At 44.7% G+C, this 20,107-nt stretch carries 16 protein-coding genes; all 16 read left to right on the top strand.

The features are described from left to right. Positions 1 to 99: 99 nt before the first annotated feature. Positions 100 to 1,299, top strand: coding sequence for a cytochrome c3 family protein (locus M0P91_RS08390; RefSeq protein WP_295066322.1), 1,200 nt, complete (start codon positions 100 to 102; stop codon positions 1,297 to 1,299). After that, positions 1,300 to 2,337, top strand: coding sequence for a cytochrome c3 family protein (locus M0P91_RS08385; protein ID WP_295066321.1), 1,038 nt, complete (start codon positions 1,300 to 1,302; stop codon positions 2,335 to 2,337). It begins immediately after the preceding gene. A 254-nt stretch (positions 2,338 to 2,591) separates the two neighbouring features. Then, positions 2,592 to 3,329, top strand: coding sequence for a cytochrome c3 family protein (locus tag M0P91_RS08380; RefSeq protein ID WP_295066320.1), 738 nt, complete (start codon positions 2,592 to 2,594; stop codon positions 3,327 to 3,329). Between the two features lie 314 nt (positions 3,330 to 3,643). Continuing rightward, entirely contained in the window at positions 3,644 to 4,552 is a 909-nt protein-coding gene (locus M0P91_RS08375) for a 6-bladed beta-propeller (RefSeq protein ID WP_295066319.1), read from the top strand. Next, complete coding sequence (locus M0P91_RS08370; protein WP_295066318.1) at positions 4,549 to 5,493, top strand: peptidylprolyl isomerase; 945 nt, start codon at positions 4,549 to 4,551, stop codon at positions 5,491 to 5,493. Before M0P91_RS08375 ends, M0P91_RS08370 begins: the two co-directional genes overlap by 4 nt. 20 nt (positions 5,494 to 5,513) lie before the next feature. Further along, on the top strand, positions 5,514 to 7,247 hold the full coding sequence (locus M0P91_RS08365; protein ID WP_295066317.1) for a hypothetical protein: 1,734 nt from the start codon (positions 5,514 to 5,516) through the stop codon (positions 7,245 to 7,247). Between the two features lie 13 nt (positions 7,248 to 7,260). Beyond that, positions 7,261 to 8,289: a 6-bladed beta-propeller gene (locus M0P91_RS08360; protein WP_295066316.1), complete on the top strand. Its 1,029-nt coding sequence runs from the start codon at positions 7,261 to 7,263 to the stop codon at positions 8,287 to 8,289. Next, complete coding sequence (locus M0P91_RS08355) at positions 8,286 to 10,493, top strand: cytochrome c3 family protein (RefSeq protein ID WP_295066315.1); 2,208 nt, start codon at positions 8,286 to 8,288, stop codon at positions 10,491 to 10,493. Before M0P91_RS08360 ends, M0P91_RS08355 begins: the two co-directional genes overlap by 4 nt. Continuing rightward, the gene (locus M0P91_RS08350) at positions 10,477 to 10,956 is read left to right on the top strand and encodes a hypothetical protein (protein ID WP_295066314.1); all 480 of its coding nucleotides are present in this window, start codon (positions 10,477 to 10,479) and stop codon (positions 10,954 to 10,956) included. The genes M0P91_RS08355 and M0P91_RS08350 overlap by 17 nt, the downstream gene beginning before the upstream one ends. Before the next feature lie 121 nt (positions 10,957 to 11,077). Continuing rightward, entirely contained in the window at positions 11,078 to 14,293 is a 3,216-nt protein-coding gene (gene ccsA / locus M0P91_RS08345) for a cytochrome c biogenesis protein CcsA (protein WP_295066313.1), read from the top strand. 197 nt (positions 14,294 to 14,490) lie between these two features. Further along, positions 14,491 to 15,129, top strand: a complete 639-nt coding sequence (locus M0P91_RS08340; RefSeq protein ID WP_295066312.1) for a NapC/NirT family cytochrome c — start codon at positions 14,491 to 14,493, stop codon at positions 15,127 to 15,129. Positions 15,130 to 15,145: 16 nt separating this feature from the next. Further along, positions 15,146 to 15,700 (top strand): cytochrome c3 family protein, encoded by a 555-nt coding sequence (locus M0P91_RS08335; RefSeq protein ID WP_295066311.1) that lies wholly within the window; start codon positions 15,146 to 15,148, stop codon positions 15,698 to 15,700. Between the two features lie 344 nt (positions 15,701 to 16,044). After that, positions 16,045 to 17,568 (top strand): cytochrome c3 family protein, encoded by a 1,524-nt coding sequence (locus tag M0P91_RS08330; RefSeq protein WP_295066310.1) that lies wholly within the window; start codon positions 16,045 to 16,047, stop codon positions 17,566 to 17,568. An 11-nt stretch (positions 17,569 to 17,579) separates the two neighbouring features. Continuing rightward, a complete protein-coding gene (locus M0P91_RS08325) occupies positions 17,580 to 18,560 on the top strand; it encodes a cytochrome c3 family protein (RefSeq protein ID WP_295066309.1) in 981 nt (326 codons plus the stop codon). Beyond that, a complete protein-coding gene (locus tag M0P91_RS08320) occupies positions 18,560 to 19,570 on the top strand; it encodes a cytochrome c3 family protein (protein WP_295066308.1) in 1,011 nt (336 codons plus the stop codon). The genes M0P91_RS08325 and M0P91_RS08320 overlap by 1 nt, the downstream gene beginning before the upstream one ends. A gap of 122 nt (positions 19,571 to 19,692) precedes the next feature. Beyond that, positions 19,693 to 20,107 (top strand): tetratricopeptide repeat protein (locus M0P91_RS08315; protein ID WP_295066307.1); only part of this gene is annotated, 415 nt, incomplete at its 3' end.

Raw genomic sequence — 20,107 nt, 5'->3', positions numbered from 1 at the left:
GGGGGTTGTAGGGACTTTAGTCCCTGCCACTTTACGGGCTTTGCCCGGAAAGTGTGTAGCATCAGTGAATAGTGAAGGAAACAGGTAATGGTTAAACACATGAAAAAAATTATACTGACAGCGGCAGCTGTCGGTGGCTTAATGCTAGCGGTTATAGCAACGGCAGGAACGGATAAAGCGAATCAGAGCAGTACGTCAGCCGATTTTGAGCCGAATATGAAAAGCGCCGCAAAAGTGGTCCACCCGCCGTATCAGATGGCCAAAGATGACAAAGACTGTTCTTTCTGTCATACGGAAAAAGACGCTAAAAGCGGTGCATTAAAAATGGACATGCCCGATTTGTGTTATCAGTGTCATGAAGCAAAAGATACCAAAAAATTTATTCATGGGCCGGTAGGGGCAGGGGCGTGTACCGCGTGTCATAATCCGCACGAATCGGAAAATATGAAACTGTTACGATTCCCGAGCATTAATCAGCTCTGTACCTCGTGTCATGCCGATAAAGGGCATTTCCTGAAAAACACCAAACATATCCATCCTCCGGTACAAGATCAATGTACCAACTGTCACGATCCGCACACCGAGGATTATAAGTTTCAGCTCAAAGCAGACGGGAAAATGGACTTGTGTCTGATGTGTCACGTTGAGAAAAAAGAGCATTTGGCAAGTGTCACCCATAAACACGGCGCATTGGAACGTCCGAGAAAATGTCTGGAATGTCACAATCCGCACGGAACGGACACCCCAAGAATGTTGATTAAAGATACCTCGAAAGACCTATGTCTCTCCTGTCACAACGACAAAATGGAACAAGACGGAAGTAAATTGATCAACATGGACAAACACCTGAAAGAACATCCGGATCATCATGGACCGATTTTGTGGGGAGATTGTGCGGCATGCCACAATCCGCATGGATCCGACAACTTAAGAATGCTCAAGAAGCCGTTTCCGGAATCGTTTTATGCAAAATTTGACGAAAAAAGCTATATCTGTTTTGAGTGTCATGAGCCGGCCAAGATTCAGGATGCTGCAACCACTACGGCAACAAACTTCCGTAACGGTACTAAAAACATGCACTTTGTCCACGTAAACAAAGACAAAGGGCGCACTTGCCGCGCATGTCACGATTTCCACGGCACGAAAGAGTATCCGCATCACCTTCGGCTAAAAACAAGTTTCGGTGCGATTAACTTCCCGATTCGTTATATTGAGACACCTACGGGCGGTTCGTGTGCTCCGGCCTGTCATGCGCGTCGACATTACGATCGTGAAACTCCAAAAGAAAATCTTAAATAAATGGGTTTTCTTTCTTCAAAGAGGGGAAAAATCCCCCTCGTCTCTGTCGTTACTCTTTTTTTCCTGATCATCGGATCCACCCCTTTAGCTGCATCATCACTTGAGATTATACGACCCGCTGTGAAAAGCATTGTGGATGAGAGTGAAATTTCGGTGGTCGTCAAAATCACGGATCCATCCGTCACCAAAATCGGATTTACCGATGGGGAAGGTGTTGAAGTATTCCGCGATCTGAAAGCGGGAAAGCGGATATATTGCCAATCGCTTAAAGCTAAAATGGGGGAAAACCGTATAAGTGTTACCCCTTATGCCAATAATGAAAAAGGTGAAAGCAAAAGCGCATCGGTTTTTTACCGTGCAGAGGTTTTTGCCGGCTTTCAGGAAGCCCCTTCGGGATACAAAAAAGTCTCATTTCATATGGACAAAGAAGAGCAACTTTGTAAGACATGCCACAAAATGATACAAAGTGCTGCCCAACATGTGGTTCCCGATAATCCCGAAGATTCCACCTGTTTTCAATGTCATAAAAATCTGGTGAATCGGGCAAAAGCGCATGCCCCTTCGGTGAACTGGTTGTGTACCGAATGCCATACGGGACAAGAAGGGGAATACGGGAATGAGGAGACCGGTCAATCCAAATACGCCGCCCCCAACCCGATAATGGAGCGTTGTTTCAGTTGCCATGAAAATATTAAGGCGATTTGGTTTGCCCGCAAATCGGAACACGGCCCGGTTCGTGACGGGCGATGTAACCGATGCCATAATCCCCACTCATCAAATGAGATATTCTTCACCCGTAAGCCGATATGGGATTTGTGTACGACATGCCATTCCGAAAAGGCATCCGGCGTTCACGTGATCAGCAGTTTCGTCCGTGCCAGTTCCCATCCGACCCGAGGAAAACCCGATCCCGCACGCCCGGGACGAGAACTGGTCTGCTCCGGCTGCCACGACCCTCATGGATCCGAAGGGATCTATCTTCTCCGTACTAAAGGCAAAACGGCTTTTAGTGTCTGCAACCGCTGTCACCAAAAGTGAAGTCTCATTAAATTATTTTTTTTAATATTACTGTTTAGAGCTTCAACGCTCTAAACACACATATTCCCCACTCCGCCCCTATAATAGGGTTCTCAAGAGTATTTATCCTTTCAATTATTCATCTAGTTTATCACAAAGTTGTTTCATATAATAGACTCTAATGTAACTGATAACAATTTTATTAATTAGCTTAATTGACGCTTAAGTAATATGGGATTACAATTTGGTTGCATTAAAATTAATGGAGGTGCGTTATGTTTACCTTTGAAAGAGTTATTAAGTCGGCTGCTCTTATTGCGGCCCTGAGTGCGACAAGTGCTTTTGCAGTGTCCAACATTACTATTACAAAACACAACCTTTCATCCGGAGGAAGTGGTACGATTAAATCTGCTACCGGTGATAGTAACAACGAGATTTGTGTCTACTGTCATACTCCGCACGCCGCGAACACAGCCTTTAGCGGTGCTCCGTTGTGGAATAAGAAATCGGATACAGCAGCAGGTGCATTTACAATGTACGGTAGAACAGCTGCAAATCAGGCGGGAGTTACCATCGCCGGCACGGCAACGGCGCAGCAGCCGAACAACCCTTCAATGGCGTGTTTGAGTTGTCATGACGGTGCCAGTGCGATCAACTCCATGGTCAATATGCCGGGTTCCGGCGGATACAATGCGGGTAATCAGCAATATGCGGCATTCGGAGCAACGGGAGCGGGTACTGCATTCAAAATGCCGGCGGGACTTACTCAGATCGGTACCGATTTGTCAAATGACCACCCGGTATCTATTCCGTACAATGAAGGTAATGCAAGCTTAAAAGCGGTCAGTACGACGTTGAGCGGATGGGCTGGTGCTGGTACGATTGCTAACCTGCTTCGCGGCGGCAACGTGGAGTGTAGCAGTTGTCACGATCCACACGAAGGGACAAATCCAACATTCCTTCGTACGACAAATGCCGGAAGTGCTCTCTGCCTCGGTTGTCACGGGAAATAATCTACTTCTCCTTTTCATTATCCCCCCGCAAGGGGGGATCCATATTTTATTTTTTAAATTTACAAATGTAAATGTCCTATAATATTTTTTTATAATGATTTTCATTTCTGAATTTAAATAGAGTATAATACTTTAAAATACTGTTTGCGGAGGAGATGATGATCAAAAATGCAATTTACATATTGGGTTTGTTAATACTGCCTATAGTGTGGAGTGGATGTGCGGCACCGGGGCCAAAAAAAGAGGAACGATTTGTAGCACCTTCGCTTCCCGATTTGCCAAAGATTTTTCACATAGCAAGCTATCGGGGGGAAATGGATTTTACCGATAGGAGCGCGTTGGACTCTTTCATCGGAGAAGAGAGTGCGTTTACAAAAAATATGGTAAAACCCTACAGTGTGAGTGCGTACAAAGAGAAGATTTATGCGACCGATACGGCCCAAGGGGTTGTTTTTGTTTTTGACCCTTTACTCAAAAAAGTCTCTTTTATCGGCGATCAATCGACTGGACGGCTTGCTTTACCCGTTAGCGTCGCGTTTGACGGAAAAGGGTTGGTATACGTATCGGATGCAAAGTTAAAAAGGGTCTATGTGTACGATCTTAACGGAACGTTTCAAAAAGCTTTTGGAGAGAAGGATGAGTTCTACCGTCCTACCGGAATTGCCATCAATCGGGAACTGGGGATATTGTATGTGGTGGACACCTTGGAACACAATATAAAAGTCTATTCTCTGGACGGGCGGAAAATGTATACGATCGGAAAACGGGGAGAAGAAGACGGGGAGTTTAATTTTCCGACAAATATCAATATTGACCGTCGAAACGGTAATCTTGTTGTCGGGGATACCCAAAATTTTCGTATTCAGATTTTTGATAAAAATGGAAAGTTTATCTCAAAATTCGGAAAACTTGGGGACCGACCGGGTATGTTTGCCCGTCCAAAAGGGGTAGCCGTTGATACGGAAGGGCATATTTATGCTGCAGACGGAGCCTTTAACAATATTCAGATTTTTAATGATAAAGGGGAGCTTCTCCTCTATTTCGGCAGTACCGGAACGACTCCCGGGACGTTTCAACTCCCTACCGGTCTATATTGCGATGAAGAAGATCGTCTCTATACGACCGAAGGGTTTGCCGCCCGGGTTCAGGTATTTCAATACATCAGTGACAGATGGAAAAATGCCCACCCCAACGAATATCAAGAGCTTTTGGAGAAAAAATGAAAATAAATAGTTTAAATACTATTCTGGCGATATTACTATCGGTTTGCAGCGTTGAAGCTGCTGCGGTCCCTGAAAAAGTTGTTGCTACCGTCAATGGAATCGCAATCGGTCAAAAACGGGTCGACAGGGAAGTGCGTGCATTGATCCCCCAGTCGAGTTATCATGCGACTGTTACCGATGAGAAGAAAAAAGAATTGGAAAAAAAGGCGATTGATCAACTGATCAACAAAGAGCTTTTGTCTCAAGAGGCAAAAAATGAAGGGATTGTCGTATCGGCAAAGGAGTTATCCGATGCGGAAGAGACCATTGTTAAAGGGTACTCGGGGCGTAAAAATTTATTGCGCGTTCTTACGCAAGCCGGTATGTCTGAGAATGATTTACGGTACGAATTGATGGCAGAACTATCGATTGGAAAGCTGTATAAAAAGAAGATTGAAGTCGCATTCTCGGATAATGATTTAAAGGAGTATTATGAAAAAAATAAATACAAATTTAAAGAGCCTGAAAAAATCAATGTTCAAATGATTTATACCCGTAACGATCCCGAAATAAAAAATGGGGGAGAAATTGCCAAAAAGCGGATTAATGACGCAATGGCAAAGATCAAAGCGGGTGATGATTTTGAACTTGTGGCAGAAAAATACTCCAATGATATGACGCGTGTCAAGGGGGGGAATCTCGGTATGATTCACAAAGGGAGAATTGAAAACGTTACGGCCGAAAATGTCGCTTTCGCCCTTAAAAAAGGGGAGACGAGCTCCATAGTGGAGACCGATATCGGCTATTTTATTTTTCATCTGATTGATCGAAAAGATGCGAATCAACTTGATTTTAAAACCGTTAAAGAGAAATTGCGTGATGAGTTAAAGACAAACCGGGAAAAAGAGAAAATGGAGGCGCTTCTGGATGCGTTAAAAAAACAGTCAAAGATTACTAGGTAATTTTTCAAAGTATGCTGTTTATGGACAAATCAACATCTTTCTGGATACTTCCGCTCTTTCTTACCCCGTATCTTTACGGAGAGGGGACCGGTTTATTAACCCGTGGTCTTTACGGAAATGTTGAATACAGCTACAATCAAGATATTATTTCTGATCAAAATAACAGAGCTACCCAAAACTCATTTGCGCAGAGATATACCCTTGGAAAGCGTGGATCGATTTACAGCCCTAATTTGCTCACGTATCTTTTGCAGGGTTCATTTCTCGTCAATGAATCTAAAAATGAATCCAGTACAACATCGGGCAGTTACAGTACGAAAAGTTCCAATTATCGTTTAAATACCAATTTCTTATCCGCAACTGTTTATCCATTCTCGGTGTATGGAGAAAAAACGACTACCCCGTATTCGAGTGTTCAAACCGGTTCATCTCTCTCCTACAATGAGACATCGGATCGATACGGTATAAATGGTAATGCGCGTCTCTCCGGTGCAAACCTTCGCTATGGGTTTACTAATTCAAACCTTCAGCGAGATGGAAGTTTTGACAGCGAAACACGTAATAATGACGATTATACCGTTTCCATCTCCCAATCCTACACGGAGGGGGGGGTATCGGCTTCGTATAGCGATTCTACCCGTGACTATGTACGCAATGATAAAAGTAACGGCATGAATCAGTTGTGGAGCGATAAAAACCGTGATGCGACCATTAACGGAAATTGGAATATTGATAAAACGTTGAAAGCTACGTCAATACTGAGCTATCGTGACAGCAGCTATATGAATATTAAAAATCTTACAGCAAATGCCAATCTCTACTGGACTCCGAACGACAAGTATAACGGAGGTGTTAATCTTAATGTCAATAAGATGGGAGATATAACCAATACAGTGATCGGCGGTAATTCAAATTATCGACTGACGCCTGAATTTATGACTACCCAAAATGTGTCACTTTACCGTTCTGCCGGAGGGTTTGGCGACCAAACAATGGGGAGCGCTTCACTGGGTGGAAATTATTCTAAAACATTGGAAAACGACCTTACCGTCAATACCGGGGTAAGTCTCTTTGCTAAAACGGAAAAGAATAATATGCCGTCGGATTTGAATATGACGACTCGGGATCGAGATATGTATTCCTATACCATCTCAAGCGGTGCTTCCAAAATGATTAAATCCATTAAGACAAATATCTCCGCTAATGTGTCGTATTATGACTCTTTTTCGACGTTGGAAGAGAAGACAAAACGGTTTAACGCAAATCTAATGTTGAGTTCTACCATCGCAGAAGATATAAACTACCGATTATCCGTTTATTATATAAAAGATGAGAACCAGTTTTTATCCGCTATGGATGGTAATTTCAGTTATCAATCTTCTGAAATACTAACGCTAGACAACAGTATCAACTACGTACAGGATATTGGATTTAGAGGTAAATTAACAATGGGAGGAGGTGTTATGTATTCGGTTACGAAATCCGATAAAGAAGCAAGTATGAGCCGCGTTGCTCCCCATGTTTCGAGCAGTTTCACTTACCAGTTTTTCCAAGCGATGTTTTTTAACTCGATGCTTTCTGCTTCGCAGGATTCGGTGAGTGATTTAACGAACTATTCAGCCAGCATGGGATTAAATTATACATTACGGATGGTTACGATGTCATTGGGTGGCCGTCATATGCAACAAAAAGGCGGTACGAGTCAAGACAGAGCCCAAAGCTCGGCTTATTTTAAGATATCGAGACGATTTTAGAAAAAGGGTAGTCATGAATAAGAAACTTTCGATCTGGATTGGGTTGGTAAGTGCTGGGGCATTGCTGCTTCATGCATCTGAGGTAGAGCGGATTGTTTGGCCCGCACCTCCCGATCCGGCCCGATTTGAATATGTCGGATCGATTACCAAAGGGGATGATTTAAATATCAAACCGGGATTTTGGAAAAAGATTTGGGATTATATCGCCGGTAATCAGACCAGAATACTGGCAGCACCTTTTGGAATCGATATCGATTCCAACGGGAAAATGTATGTCGCAGACGGCGGCAATCAGTCCCTCTTCATATTTGATCCTACTGAAAACGAAATGAGGGTGATTGAAGGCTTTGGTGAAGAGCGGTTTATTTCCCCCGTTGATGTGGTTTGCGATAATCAAGGGCGTATTTATGTTTCCGATTCGGCACTCGAAAAGATAGCGGTCTTTTCACCTGAAGGGGAGTTTCTTTATGCTTTGGGTGAAGGAGAGGTTAAAATATCCCGTCCGACAGGATTAGTCATTAATAACGAGTTGGGGAGAATTTATGTCTCGGATACCCTTTCGGGAGTGATTGTGGTCTTTTCCCTTGAAGGGAAATTTATAACGACAATCGGTGCGGAAGGGTCAGGTGAGAGAGAATTTAATCGACCTACCTATTTGGCACTCGACAAAGCAGGCAACCTTTATGTTGCCGATTCGATGAATCATCGGATACAGGTGCTGGATCCGAATGGAAAATTTCTCCGTATGTTTGGTAAACTGGGAGATAAAATCGGCAATTTCGGGAGTCCGCGAGGTGTAGCGGTGGATAGGGAAGGTAATATCTATGTTGCTGATTCTTTATTCCATTCAATACAGATATTTAATCCTGAAGGTAAATTACTGTTGGTGATTGGCCATTTTGGGGAGAGAAAGGGAGAATTTTCTTCCCCGAAAGATATTGTGGTTGACCGTGACGGCACTCTTTATATCGCCGATTTTTACAATATGAGGATTCAGAAGATCAAAAAACTTCCTAATCCGGAAAGTGGGGAGCTACAATGAAAATGCAATATGCTATCAGATCGGTATTGATTTCTTTGTTTATGGTCAGTGCGGCAGAAGCTGCCATTATTAATACAAAGCATAATTTTTCCACAACGGGAGTCGGAACAATTAAAGCAACCGGGGAACAGGAGGTGTGCATCTTTTGTCACATTCCCCATAATTCTCAAGCGGGTACGGCGCCGTTATGGAACCGCAGCATGCCGACATCTTCTTATACTATGTACAACAGCGACTATCTGAACCGGATGAATTATGCGACACCGACGGATTTGGGAACGGCCCCCGGGACACCGGGAACCCTTTCACGTCAATGCCTCAGCTGCCATGACGGCACCGTCGCGGTGGGATCGGTTTATGTGGTTCGTGGGACACTTATGGGGAATACTCAGCTCGCTATGAACCCGGCTGCAGTGAATCCAAACGGGACGATGCCGGCTTCAGCACAAGGATATATCGGAACCGATTTGAGAGGACATCACCCCGTCGGATTTGAATATGATCCCTCCAAGTTGCTTGCGTTTGGAAGCGGTACACGTACGGCTGAACTTAAAAATCCCCCTACCGCACCGATTAAACTTCATACCTATGCAGGTTATACCGGAAAACAATACATCGAGTGTACCTCGTGTCATGATCCGCATACCGAAAATAAGAAATTTTTACATGTGACCGGAGGAGCGTCTCAGGCGGCCAATGTGGTTACGACGTGTACCTCATGTCACAGTAAAACCATGGTCGGAGGGCCGCCTTCAGCACATAATACTCATGGTTCCCCGTATTTCGATACGGCGGTCTTGGCCGCTTACGATAATGGTGCAGGTGGAGGGGTCAATGTAGCCATGATGTTTTGCGTCAATTGCCACAGCCCGCACAAAGGGAACAGCAAACCCTATATTTTAAGACAGGTGGAACAAAATACCTGTTATCTGGGTGCCGGAAGCGCGCGCAATGTGACGCCGTGTCACGGGACGGGGACAAGAGCAAGCGGTAATGATGTTGAATCGATTCTTAACCGAACGTATGGACATCCGGTCAATACGATAGATGGCGTCCATACCGATCTTGATACCCTTTACGGAGAGGGAAACACGCGTCCGGACGATACGGCCGGTAAGGGGTTGAAGTGGAGCGACTCAAAACATGCCGAGTGTCTAGACTGTCATAACCCCCATTTGGCGGGGTTGAACAAACATGCAGCTGCTGCAGACTGGTATCCGACGACCCCTTCGAACAGTGCCGGATTGGCACAGGGATATGCCTTGTTCGGTGTTCCCGGTGTTGAGCCCTCATGGTCGAGCCGCTGGACGCAGCCGACCACCTTTACAACGCAGGAACGTTCGACTAAAGAGTACCAGATTTGTATGAAATGCCACTCCTATTGGGGTCTAGGAGCCGCTACTCCGGGAAGGGGGGGGGAAACGAGTCATCTTCTTTCGAAGCATACCGGAGTATATGCGACCGATCAGGCATGGGAATTTAACCCCTATAACCGAAGTGCCCATCCGGTAGTCATGTCATCAAAGAATATGGTAATATTGGGGGTTGGGTCATTGACCTACGGAGGAAACGGTACTGCGGCGGGGCGTTATGCGCCGCCTCTCGCAGCAACTTACCTAAAGGCACCATGGAATACGAGTCCCGGAACGCAAACGATGATGTGCTCCGATTGTCACGGTGCGGAAGATGAAACGACAAGCGGGGTAAAAGGGCCGCACGGTTCAAGCAGATCCTATATGCTTAAAGGGGCAAACGGATATTGGCCGGCCGGTCCATCCGGGACTGGAACGGCGGTTACGGGTGGTAATTTGTATAAAATAACGGATATTCCGGCAGGAGGAAGCGGTGAAATTTTTTGTCTAAATTGCCACAATCCGATTAATTATCCCCACAAAACATCTGGAGGCGGTTCTGGAGGGATGAAAGGACTGATGTGTGTCGAGTGTCATGTCGCGATACCGCACGGTTCTCCCGTATCGCGGCTGCAAGGGTATAAAACAATGCCGCAGCCTTACAATTATTCGGTTGACGGTACGGATGCGGGACGGATGCTTAAACCTGAAGGGTTTTTCCGTCAAAGTGCCGCAGATGGGACCTATACGTCCAATTCCGATAATATGTGGGCAAACGGATGCGGAGGTGGCGGTAACGGATGTCATGGCGGCGGGCCGAAAGCAGGGATTACGTATGATTCGTATCCGTAAATCAGCTGTTGGTTCGGTACTTTTTTTTCTTATCTCAACGGGGCTTTTTGCCTCGGAGGAATCGATGATCCGTGAAAGTGTACGGCAGTATACGCAGGGGATCATTATTGCTTCGAAAAAAGATCGCGTGGAACACATGGAACCTTTTGCGACCGAAAAACGGGCCCAAAAACTGATGATTTGGATGAAGTCGTGGCATGAAAATAACTATTTTATGGATTCCTCCATCGAAAAGATCGATTTCGGCCCCATTCGGATCGATAAAGAGAAAGCGACCGTAACGACGCAGGAGCGTTGGCGTTGGCGTTATATTCAGATTGTGACCAAAGAGGTGAGCCAGCCCTGGACCCAGTCCGATTATGCAATGCAATACAATCTCGTAAAAATCGGTCCTAGATGGAAAGTGGATGACGCAAAAATCCTCTCTGAAAAAGAGACTCCTCTTTTAAAAGTGAAAAAGTAACCATTTTACGTTACTTTTTTAACACATTAATTATAATCTTTTTCTATTTATCGCGTTGATGCTTTTTGTTTACCGCGATTGTGGTATAAAACCGTAATTTAAAATTTCCAAAAGGGGATTCATGGGGAATCTATTGAAAAAAATCGGTTCATTTCTGATATCGATGCCGTTTATAGTGGCTTTGTTAATCGTATTTGCCGCTGCAAGCGGCACGGCGACGTTTATCGAAAATGATCACGGTGCAGAGACGTCGTGGGGATTGGTGTACGGAGCCAAGTGGTTTGAATTGATTCAAATACTGTTAGGGGTTGGAATCGTGGCGAATATTATCCGTTTTCGGATGTTCTCGCTTAAAAAACTTCCAACCTTGATTTTTCATACCGCATTTTTATTTATTTTGATCGGTGCGGGGATCACCCGTTATACAGGGTATGAAGGTTTGATGCACATACGTGAGGGGGATACCGAAAATCGGATGCTCTCTTCGGACGCTTTTTTACAGATCGATGCGTTAAAAGAGGGTAAAAAATATCATGCGGAAAAAAACATTTATGCAGCGGGTCTGGAAGAGGGTGATTTGGATGAGAAACTTGAAATCGGTGGAAAAGCGGTAACGGTTCGTTTCAAAGAGTTTATCAAAAAAGCGGCGAAAACAGCGGTTGAAGATCCTACGCAAGGTGCTGTTATCGCTTTTGTTATTCCGACCCCCGGCGGACCGGAAAAATTCTTTTTACGCAAAGGGGAGTTTGTTGATGTCGGACCGTTGGCGATCTATTTTGACAAAGCTCCGGACGCAAGCCGTTCGTATCTGAGCATTTCTGAAAAAGAGGGGAGATTTACCTTTGTTTCCAATCGTGACGTCAATTGGCTCCGGATGGATGATCAGCAAAGCGGATCAGCCGCTGCCGGTAATGAAGATGAATTCGCAAAACGTCACCTCTATACGGTAGACGGTGTGCAAATAGCGACAAAAGCGGTCCTTTCTCACGGTACGGTCAAGGTAATCTCCGAAGATGAGTACCGTGCGTCGATGAAAATGGATATGCAGATGAAAGGGGAGGAGCTCTCCGCACTGATTGTTGAAGCGGAATATGACGGCCAAAAACGTGAAGTTGCCCTAATGGGGCAGGGAAAACGGTTCAAAGGGTTTACGGAGAACTTCCGTTTGGGTGACGCGGATATTTCATTGGAATGGGGAGCCAAGCAGATTGAATTGCCGTTTTCTCTCAAACTGGACGATTTTGCCATGGAAAAATATCCGGGTTCTATGAGCCCTTCGTCGTATGAGAGTCATGTGACGCTGATCGATCCTGCTGCAGGGAAAAATGAACCGTTTAGGATTTTTATGAATAACCCACTCGAACACGGCGGCTATAAATTCTTCCAATCTTCGTTTGACCGCGATGAAATGGGAACGATCCTCTCCGTCAACCATGATCCGGGGAAAACTCCGACCTATCTGGGGTATATTTTGTTGGCGCTAGGGCTCTTTTTGAATTTCTTTAATCCGAATAGCCGATTCGGTAAATTGGCACGTACCCGATATGACCGTACCGCCGCATCCCTCATGGCCGTATTCGCCATAAGCGCTCTTTTGTTGACGGCACAACCGGCACATGCGTACGCAGGGTATGAAAAAGATCAGGAGATGGATCTTCCAAGTGTGATCGAAACCGTTAAGAAAATGGATTACGATTATGCCGAAAACTTCGGATCGCTTTTGGTGCAAGACCCCGGCGGACGAATTAAACCGATGGATTCGATTGCCATCGATTTGGTAAATAAGCTCTCCGGCCAAAGTACGGTTATGGGGCTTTCGCACAATCAGGTCATTGTCGGTATGGCTTCCAAACCGGTATTGTGGCAAAAAATTGCGATGATCAAGATCAAACACCCTAAAATAAAAGAGTTGTTAGGGGTTTCAGCGGATAAGAAATACATTGCCTTTACCGATGTTACTGATCAAAGCGGACAATACAAACTTGCTTCGGCAGTCGATGAAGCGATCCGAAAACGTCCGGCTGAACGGGATGAATTGGATAAAGAGTTAATTAAACTGGATGAAAAGCTGAACATTGCCTATAATATTTATACCAGTGATTTTATGAGAATTTTTCCTCTTGAAGGGGATAAAGCTCATACATGGTATAGTCCGGGCAATGCGTTAAAAGAGTTTCCGCAAGAGAATGTTGCTCAAATTACTCAGATTCTTCAGGATAATTTTGTCGGGATGAGCGAAGGGTTTGAAAAAGGGGATTGGTCAACGGCGAATAATGCTCTTAAAAAAATCATCGCTTACCAAAAAATCAACGGTGTAGAGGTCTATCCATCGGAGTTCAGTGTAGCAGCGGAGTTGTTTTACAATAAAGCCGCTGTTTTTGAACGGCTGATCCCTCTGTATTTAGTGGCGGGTCTGATTTTACTGGGGCTTATCTTTGCCCGTTTGTTCAAGCCGACGCTGAATCTGGCTACGGCTCAAAAAATTGTTTTGGGTGTTTTGGTTTTAGGATTTATTGCCCATACGGCCAATCTTGCCCTCCGATGGTATATCTCCGGACATGCTCCCTGGAGTGACGGGTATGAATCCATGGTGTATATTTCATGGACCATTATTCTGGCCGGTATTATGTTTGCGCGCCAATCTGAATTTGCGGTTGCTTCGACAGGTATTTTATCGGGTACGGCCCTCTTTGTTGCCCATTTGAGCTGGCTTGATCCGCAGATCACCAATTTGGTCCCGGTACTTAAATCGTACTGGCTCTCGATTCATGTCTCTATTATTACATCGAGTTATGGATTTTTGGGATTAAGCGCATTGTTAGGGCTGATCTCTCTGGTTCTCTTTATTATGCTAGGGAGAGTTTCCAATCCTGAGACGAAGCGGCAGATTGTCATCAGTATCCGCGAATCGACACGTATCAGTGAAATGTCGATGATTATCGGCCTCTCGCTGGTAACGGTCGGAAACTTTTTGGGAGGTGTCTGGGCAAACGAATCGTGGGGACGATATTGGGGATGGGATCCGAAAGAGACATGGGCGTTGGTGACGATTCTCGTGTATGCGGCGGTCGTCCATCTACGGTTTATCCCTAAATTGAATTCGGTATTCTCATTTACCGTTGCTTCTGTGGTTGCGTACAGTTCAGTTATTATGACCTACTTCGGGGTCAACTATTATCTCTCTGGTCTTCATTCGTATGCAGCGGGTGATCCGGTACCGGTACCGGTTTGGGTCTATTATGCGGTAGCTACGGTGTTCGTATTGATTGCCCTTGCTTCTCGAAATCGACACGCAGTAAGCGGAAGTTTAAAAAATACAAATACAGCAGAGGGGTAACCTCTGCGCTGTAAGCACGCGTTCCCCTCTTTTCACTTCTTGCATACATCAAATATTCCTCACATAAATTTCCATATTGATCTTTAAAGTCTCTTTTTTTACGCAATTTTAACGGTGCTAATCTCCATTTAAATATTATTATGTGAAAATGAAAAATATTTATTAAATATATTATTTAAAACTAAAGGGGTGCTCTTATGATGGAATCGGAAAACAGTACCGATCTAAGAGAAAAGCCGAAAAAAAAATTTTGGTTCGGCTGGGGCGGGCTGGCTGCTTTGGCGGGGGGTGGAGTTATTGTCGGGCTTGTCGTGTCGTTTGTAACGGTAGTGGCCGTTCAGGAGACATCCGGAGTTAATTTTTGTTCCGCATGCCATTCGATGAAGCCGATGGCGGAAGCCTATAGCAATGACGTTCATGGAGGATACGGTCACAGCGGTGTCATGGCCAAATGTGCCGACTGTCATCTTCCGCATGAATCGACGCTGGGGTATCTGGTTCAGAAAGCACGGACCGGAATCTGGGATGTATGGGTTGAATCGACCCATGATACCTCTAAAATTGATTGGCATGAGAGACGGGATGAACGTCGAAACTGGGTATACGATTCGGGATGTTTGCATTGTCATGAAAACCTTCTCAGAGGAACCCGACCGAATAAAAAAGCGTTTACGGCCCATAAAGCCTATTTTGCTAAAAAATTGGTCGTACAGGGTGAGGAGGGAAAAGAGTTGGCGCGATGTGTTGATTGCCACAAACACGTAGGACACTATCAGCTTGAGAAGTACCTTCCTGAGGCCCCTGAAGCTCTCGCTGACTCACCTGAGTCAGAGTAAACGGAAGGGATGAAAAATGAAACCATTGTCTAAAGGTAGAATCATTGCTATTGGAGCAGGGATTATTATTATCATCGCAATGACACTAGTAGGGGGGTGGGAAAAGCTTGGCCGATTGGGTGTCATCAGTCAAAATATTGCAACGAATCTGATGCATGCCACACATGGAGACTCTCGCCCTCTGGAACAGATTACAACTCTCTATATTAAGGCAAACACGGGGACGACAAAGAAAATTGATTATCAATATTTGCCCGAAGCGCTCAAACCGTTTAAGGAATATATCCATCCGCCGTTTGAAATGGGCGCATGTGCAATATGTCATGCCCCAAACCGAGCGAAGCCCGCAGCGATTGTGACCCATACCGTGGGTGAACTGTGTTACAAATGTCATGTTCCGATCACAGGGGTGAAGCCAGAAGGCAAAGAGATTGACTGTAATAAGTGTCATAGCCCTCACCATGCGGATAAAGAGAATCTTTTGCGCAACACGGTCAGTGAAACCGTTTGTCCGGCAGGGAAATTTAACGCAGAAACAACGTTGCCGGATATGGGGCATCAAGGACATTAATTAGTCTTCCCGCTCAGTTACTTTTTCTACCTTTGATCTGACCTTACGCACCTTGTCTAAACACGTGCGAAAAGGTTAGTAATCTCCCGCAAAGATGCGGGTAGCTTTAGAGGGGTGCAGGGGACAAATTGTCCCCGCCACTTCACGGGGTATGAGCGGAAAGTGCGTAACATCAGTTAATGACTAAAAAACGAAGAGTGAAATAACAAGGTTAGTAATCTCCCGCAAAGATGCGGGTAGCTTTAGGGGGGTGCAGGGGACAAATTGTCCCCGCCACTTTACGGGCTTTGCCCGAAAAGTGTGTAACATCAGTTAATGACTAAATAACGAAGTGAGAAATAACAATGATAAAGAAATATGGTGTAAAAATCGCACTCCTTTTGGCCGCTTTAGGGATAGTTGCGGTTCTCTATCAGTCAGGGGGAGGAGAAAAATTCGGTCGCTTTATCGCGATTATGAAACAGATTTCTGCCAACGTATTTCAGAAAGATCATGAAGAGAAGATCGATATTACCGATGAAGAGCTCTCCGAAGTGAATATCGATAAGATAGCGCTCGATTTGGAAAATCGGGGGCACAGCTCTTCGGAAGCGTCCCCGGAACCTGCGGCACCAAGAGAAATCCCGATAGATGAAATCCGTTTCGAAGAGCGACCTACCCATACCAAAATGATGATTAAAGAGGCCAAGCCGATCGATCTTAAAGATATTCCCGCCAAGCTTAAACCGCTTAAAAAATACCTGCACGAACCGTTTAAAATGGGAGCATGCCAAATCTGTCACGTTCCCAAGGGAGACAACCCGGCAGCACTGGTTAAAAGCAATATTCATGAAATTTGTTATGAGTGTCATAAAACCAAATATACCAAAGAATTTGATCACAAGCCGGTAAAAGAGGGCAAATGTACGGCGTGCCACGATCCGCACCAGTCCGATGTCCCGAAAATGCTTAGAGGGACTTCGATCAACGACACCTGTTTAAAATGTCATGAGAAGGGCAATGAAGCTAAAGGGATGACAAAATTTATCACGATGAACGGCAAGTTTAAACATAAGCCGGCTGAAAAAAGTTGCTTGGAATGCCATGAACCCCATACGTCAAATTATAAAACATTGATGAAAAAAGAGGTGGGGCTGGAGTTTTGTCTTGATTGCCACAGTTCGATTAAAGATCATAGGGATATGCGCAAATGGATTAACACTGTCCGGTACAAACACGGTGCAGTGAGCGATAGCAAAGGCAAATGCCTTGAGTGTCATGATCCCCATTCCTCGAACTACCGGAGTATTTTGAAAAAAGACCCGGTTCAAGTATGTCTGGGATGCCATGATAAATCGCTGAAAGCCGATGAAGACGGGGGGATGCTGCTCAACATAGGGCAGCATCTGAAAGATAATCCAAACTGGCATAAGCCGATCCGTGATCCTAACGGAAAAGAGGGGGGATGCAGCGGTTGTCATGAACCGCACGGCTCGGATAATTTCAGTATCCTTAAAAAATCGTTTACGAAGAATTTCTATGCCGATCTTGAAAACAAAGATTTTTTCTGTTTTAAATGCCATAAAGAGTCCAAAATAACCGAACGTTTCACGACCGATGACGATATAACTAAATTTAGAGACGGTGATGTCAATCTTCATAATTTACACGTTAATGACCGTAAAGGGCGTGCATGCCGTGCCTGTCACGATGAGCATGCCTCGAAAAATAAACATCTGATTCGTGAGTACACCGATTTTAGCAGCGTTAAATTTCCGCTTCGGTTTGTGGATGCCCCCAATGGCGGCTCCTGTGCTCCGGCTTGTCATAAGAGGTTTGAGTATGATCGGGCTAATCCCAAGGGGATCGGGCAAAAGAAAGAGGGGTAAGGGGGAATCCGATGATTCTAAAAATTTTTTGCTCACTTGGGGTTGTGATTTTCGGATTGTGGGCCAGTGAAGGGGTGGAGATTCTCCACCCGGTAGATAAAAAAATTCATCATGAAGCGTATACCGGGCTTACCGTCAAAGTGCATGACCGTAATATCAGCAAAATTTTGATTCTTACCGATCGAAACGAACGGTATACGCTGGAAATGACAAGGGAGTGCGATGATGTCTGTTCCAAAACGGTTAAACTTCATCCCGGAGAGAATACGATACGGGTTTGGGGATATAAAGGGGAGCATCTGGCCTATGAGGCCAAAAGCGAATTGTATTACGTCTCACAGAGTTTAAAAGGGTACAAAGTGCCCCCTAAATTTTATAAGGAAACCTTTTTTCACACGGACAAAAGTGAAAAAGAGTGTGAGCAATGTCATGATATGAGTCTTAATGAGATGAAAGGGGTCGCTTTTGTCGATGTAGAAGAGTCTAATTGCTATATGTGTCATAAAAAAACAACTACGGGCAAATATGCCCATGCTCCCGCAGTCAATTGGGTGTGCAGCAGTTGCCATAGCGGCAAGCGTGAAGAAAAAGGTAAAAGGGTGTCGGAAATGTCTAAATATCATGTTCCCGACCCGATTCACGTGATATGTTATGGTTGTCATGAAAAAAATAAAGAGATATGGGATAGAAAAAAATACAGACATCTTCCGTTTGATGCAGGTTTGTGCAATAAATGCCATAATCCGCATGCATCAGAGCACTCTATGTTTATACGTGAAGTCCCTAATGTTTTGTGTACCGAGTGTCACGGTGATAAAAAATTCCCCCCTTCGATGCGGGATAATTCGCGATGTCCCGGAACTCAGGAGCCAAGTTGTGTAAAATGTCATAATCCGCATGCGTCGGATAACCCCTATTTCCTTGATGAACCCAGAACACACACGGTGGATTTGGGAAGAGATCAATTTTTGTTCAAGAGTAAAGGTCAATAATGAAATTTTTGATAATAATGGTTTCCCTGTTTTCCTATTATTCCATTTTCGGATCTGAAGAGGTGATGAATGAGGGATGGGAATTGCTCAGCCCGATGGATCATTCGATCTACCACGAGGAGATGGCTTCGGTTGTTGTCACTTTTAAATCTCCATCGATTGAAAAAATAGTGATTACAACCGATGCGAATCAAACGGTTGAGGTGGCACGAGAAAAAGGGAGGGATACCTATTGTAAAACGGTACCGTTGATTGCAGGGGAAAATAGAGTTAGGATCAAAGGATACGGGAAAAACGGATGGAGCAAAGAATATTCAATTATTCTCTATCACGACAGTGTTTTGGAAAAACGGTATAAACACCCTCCCGAAAGTTATGTGATCAAAGACTTTCATCTATCTTCTAATGAAAAAAAATGTACACCCTGTCACACTATGGAAGTGAACGAAATTTCGGGAATTGCCTTTAAGAATCCGGAAGAATCCAATTGTTACAGCTGCCATAAAAAACTAACCGCTCGAGGAGAGGGACATGCCCCGGCTATCAATTGGCTATGCACCTCGTGCCATCAAAAACAAAACGGTTCGGGGGAGAAGGATAACGATGCAAACGGTCCAAAATTTAAACTTCCCCGCCATATCGGTGAGGCGTGTTTGAAATGCCATACCAAAGCAAAAGAGAGATGGGAAGCAAAACGGTTTCACCATATGCCGGTGGATGCGGCGAAGTGTACCCGGTGTCACAACCCGCACTCTTCGGTTAACCGTTTTTATTTAATAGCCAAACCGTGGGAGCTTTGTACCTCGTGCCATACCGATAAACGGGAAGGGAACCATTTTATCAATACATTCGGAAACAAAATTCACCCTACGCACGGAAAACCCGATCCCTCACGGCCCGGACACGAACTCGAATGCATCAGTTGCCATAATCCGCATGCTTCAGATTCAAGTGCTTTGCTGGAGGGGGGAAACGGGATAACAATTTGTTTAAAATGTCATAAAAAGTAATATCACAAACTTAATACACCCGAAATGAAAAGGGGTGAATATCGACTTGTTTGCAAAACATTAAAGAACTATTAATGGTTTTCTATATAGAATTGATACTAGACTACCTCTAAGGAATAATGATGAAAAAAATACTCTCTATTGCACTAATAAATACACTGCTGCTCGGTTCAATGGCAATGGCAGCTGAATCCGGGGATATGAAAGACAGAGCGATCAAATCGGCTCAGCTGAAAGCGGAAGCAGGGGATGCGGATGGTCAGTTTGCGCTCGGCGGCCTCTACTATCAAGGGATTGTAACGAAACAAGATTACCCACACGCTATCCATTGGTTTGAAAAAGCGGCAAAACAGGGGCATGACAAAGCGCAATTTAATTTGGGTTATATGTATTATGACGGCCGAGGAGTTGCTAAAGATCCTGCTAAAGCGTTTCATTGGTTTAAGGAATCGGCAGAGCAAGGGGATATGAAAGCGCAACTCTATTTGGCTGAAATGTTTTACAGTGGGAATGGAACCAAGCAAGATTATCAAGAGG

Origin of the sequence: Sulfuricurvum sp. (assembly GCF_023229695.1) — a bacterium.
In the GTDB taxonomy this organism is placed as follows: domain Bacteria; phylum Campylobacterota; class Campylobacteria; order Campylobacterales; family Sulfurimonadaceae; genus Sulfuricurvum.
Note: the sequence above shows the minus strand (reverse complement) of the source record. Positions and strands in the feature narration are given on the sequence as shown.